A 3,099-nucleotide genomic window follows, 5' to 3' on the forward strand; every position below is an offset into this window, starting at 1 on the left:
TCTTAAAATGGTTTTGCGCCTACGTTGGGCGCGAGTTGCACTTAGCCAATCAATTAGACGATTATTGGGACGAAATTTTTGGCAGCAAAGTCAACTGCAAAGATTACTTTGAAAAATATATTTTGCCGCAAATCGACAGTCCTTTAATTTTAGGATTAGACGAGATCGATCGCGTTTTCCAATATCCAGATATTGCGGAAGACTTTTTAGGACTGCTGCGGGCGTGGCACGAAGAATCAAAACGGCGCGACATCTGGAAAAAACTGCGATTAATTGTAGTTCACTCCACCGAAGTTTACATCCCGATGAACATCAATCAATCGCCTTTCAACGTGGGACTGCCCGTAGATTTACCGGAATTCAACCACCTGCAAATCCAAGATTTAGCTGCGCGTCACAATTTAAATTGGTCGGATGCAGAAGTTGAGGAGTTGACAGCAATTGTCGGCGGACATCCTTATCTAGTGCGAGTTGCATTATATCACATTTCGCGATCGGATTTGACCCTTGATGAATTAAAAGAAACTGCTACCAGCGATGCGGGAATTTATAGCGACCATTTGCGCCGCCAATTGTGGAATTTAGAAGAATATCCAGAGTTGGCGGAGGGAATGAGAGAGATTGCAGTGGCGGACATTCCTGTTCAATTAAAGTCGATGCAGGCGTTTAAATTGGATAGTTTGGGGTTGGTGAAGTTGCAGGGTAACGAGTGTGTGCCGAGGTGTGAATTGTACCGCCAATATTTTCGATCGCACTTAAGCGCGATCGGGTAAAATATAGAGTTGCAGATATATCGGCGGTTGAAACCGCTCCTTGTCAAACAAATTCCGCCTGCGCGGACTAAATAATAATTAGGTGAACACTGCCCGTGAACGATATTTTTTTGATAACATCCGATAATTGGCTAGATTGGATAACCGTGTTTGGTTATCTAGCTTTTACAGCTTTCATTGCATGGCGCGTAATCACCACAAAGTAGATGTATTATGAAATTATCTTCTTCTTCTTCTTCTTCTTCTTCTTTCTTACTTCGCGTCCTTAGCGCCTTCGCGGTTCGTTAAAAAAACGGTAAAATAAGACAATAATCAACTCGCCCATACAGTTATGCCGCCCGTCGAAAGTGTTGCAGCAATTCCGAACGATCTGATTTTACGCTTGAGCATCGAGCAGTATCATGCGATAATTCAAGCTGGCATTCTCACGGATGATGACTCTGTAGAATTGCTGGAAGGTTGGCTGGTTTTCAAAATGCCCAAAAATCCACCGCATCGAGTCACAACTCGTCTTGTCAGAACAGCTTTAGAGAATATTTTACCTGCGGGGTGGTATGTTGATTCCCAAGAACCGATCACCCTATCCAACAGCGAACCCGAACCTGATATAGTGGTTGTCCGAGGGGATACGCGACAATATCTCGATCGGCATCCGGGGGCTGAAGATATTGCCCTGATTATTGAAGTATCAGATACGACGCTTCAGCGCGATCGAACTGTAAAAAAACGGATTTATGCCCGCGCTGGAATTGCAATTTATTGGATTGTGAATCTTGTGGAAGGACTGGTTGAGGTGTACTCTCAACCTCTTGTTGAAGTTGAGCAGCCAGATTACAGTCAAAGGTTGGATTTCGGGCGATCGGCTGTTATACCGATTATTATTGAAGGAATAGAAATTGGGGCGATCGCTGTGAATTCTCTTTTACCTTAAGATAAAATGAGTAAATCCTAAACTTGTAGAGTGCGTCAGACGAAGTTTTAGAGAGATTTTTTACGGTTGTATTTAGATATAATTCTCTCATAAATCTCATAATTCTCTTGATCGAAACAGCAAAAAATTACTTTTGGAGAACCACCATTATTTTGTATATATTCCGAGCATACCTTCACTGCAATCTCACCTGCTAGAGCTTTAGGAAAGCTGTAAATGCCGGTGCTAATGCAAGGAAATGCCAAACTCTCAAACTCTCGTTCTGCGGCAATTTGCATACACTTACGGTAACACTCGGCTAAGAGTTCCGGTTCTCCATCATTACCCTTCCGCCATACTGGCCCTACTGCGTGGATGACGAAGCGTGCAGGCAATTTATATCCCTTGGTTAGTTTAGCATCTCCAGTCTTACATCCTCCAAGTAATCGGCATTCTTCAAAAAGTTCCGATCCTGCTGCTCTGTGTATTGCTCCATCTACTCCACCACCACCCAGTAAGCTGCTATTTGCAGCATTCACGATCGCATCAACTTCGAGTTTTGTGATGTCGCCCAAAATAACTTTCATATTCTACAATAGTAAAATTTAGACAATTTTAGCACAGAAACTCGTTATCTAGTCTTGCTCTCTCAACTTTCGCAAAATCGGAATTTGTGCCAACTGTTCCGATCGCACGCTATCCCAATTTAACCCAGTCGGACGCGGATAACTTGTATTAGTCTCAATTACCTCACCAGCAGTCACAATCCAATTCAGCGGCCAATCGTGAGGCTGCATTGGCAAACGCGAATCTGCGACTACTTGCAAAGGATGCACTGTTGTTACAATTGGCGTATCGATTTGTACTAATCCGAATTCTGTCAACATCGCCAATTCCAAATCGGCAAATCCTGCACCTTTTCCGGTTCTTCCACCGCTGCGCCCCGCCGCTACACAGCCGACTATTACTAAATCAATTGGTTCCATTTCTGCAAAACTTACTAATTTGCCGCAAGCAAGTGCTTTGCGGGCGATAGCACTTTCAGCAATAGATACATTTTGTCTCTGCAAATCCGCAGCAGTCAACTCAACAAAACAGCGATCGTCTGTCAATCGCGGTACTGCCATATACAGGCGTTTTCCGTCTTGCAAAGCGCGCATTCGCACCGGAATTTGTGCCGCATCTGGATTGCACTTAATTGTTTTTGCTTGTTGCCAAATTGGTAAATTTGCCAAGTTTTCTGCCGCCATGTCAGCATTAACAAAGTTGGGAATATGACCAAAGGAATCGCCAATAGATGCAGCTTGCTGCTTCAGCAAAGACCAAATTTCTGTTCTTAATTGGTCTTTGTCCTGGTGATATCCAATCCAATCAGTTTTCATGCTGTATTGTGGTAGAATATATTATACAAAATTA

4 protein-coding genes are annotated in these 3,099 nt (G+C 43.3%); 2 read left to right on the forward strand and 2 right to left on the reverse strand.

The genetic code is table 11. From position 1 onward, the window contains the following. Both WBA89_RS08180 and WBA89_RS08185 read left to right on the forward strand, forming a co-directional pair. On the forward strand, positions 1–773 hold a 773-nt coding region (locus WBA89_RS08180; protein ID WP_424405468.1), incomplete at its 5' end, for an AAA-like domain-containing protein. Between the two features lie 331 nt (positions 774–1,104). Further along, the gene (locus WBA89_RS08185) at positions 1,105–1,704 is read left to right on the forward strand and encodes a Uma2 family endonuclease (RefSeq protein ID WP_424405470.1); all 600 of its coding nucleotides are present in this window, start codon (positions 1,105–1,107) and stop codon (positions 1,702–1,704) included. Positions 1,705–1,751: 47 nt separating this feature from the next. On the opposite strand, the gene WBA89_RS08190 is transcribed toward WBA89_RS08185, so the two are convergent. Both WBA89_RS08190 and WBA89_RS08195 read right to left on the reverse strand, forming a co-directional pair. Then, positions 1,752–2,270, reverse strand: coding sequence for an O-acetyl-ADP-ribose deacetylase (locus tag WBA89_RS08190; RefSeq protein ID WP_424405472.1), 519 nt, complete (start codon positions 2,268–2,270; stop codon positions 1,752–1,754). A gap of 48 nt (positions 2,271–2,318) precedes the next feature. After that, positions 2,319–3,065, reverse strand: a complete 747-nt coding sequence (locus tag WBA89_RS08195) for a 5-formyltetrahydrofolate cyclo-ligase (RefSeq protein WP_424405474.1) — start codon at positions 3,063–3,065, stop codon at positions 2,319–2,321. Positions 3,066–3,099 lie beyond the last annotated feature (34 nt).

The organism is Microcoleus sp., from assembly GCF_049646505.1.
Classification (GTDB): Bacteria; Cyanobacteriota; Cyanobacteriia; order Cyanobacteriales; family Microcoleaceae; genus Microcoleus.

Excerpts from the sequence above, each read along its gene's own strand:
- WBA89_RS08195 (WP_424405474.1), bottom strand. The coding sequence starts at position 3,065 with ATGAAAACTGATTGGATTGGATATCACCAGGACAAAGACCAATTAAGA.
- WBA89_RS08190 (WP_424405472.1), bottom strand. The coding sequence starts at position 2,270 with ATGAAAGTTATTTTGGGCGACATCACAAAACTCGAAGTTGATGCGATC.
- WBA89_RS08185 (WP_424405470.1), top strand. The coding sequence starts at position 1,105 with ATGCCGCCCGTCGAAAGTGTTGCAGCAATTCCGAACGATCTGATTTTA.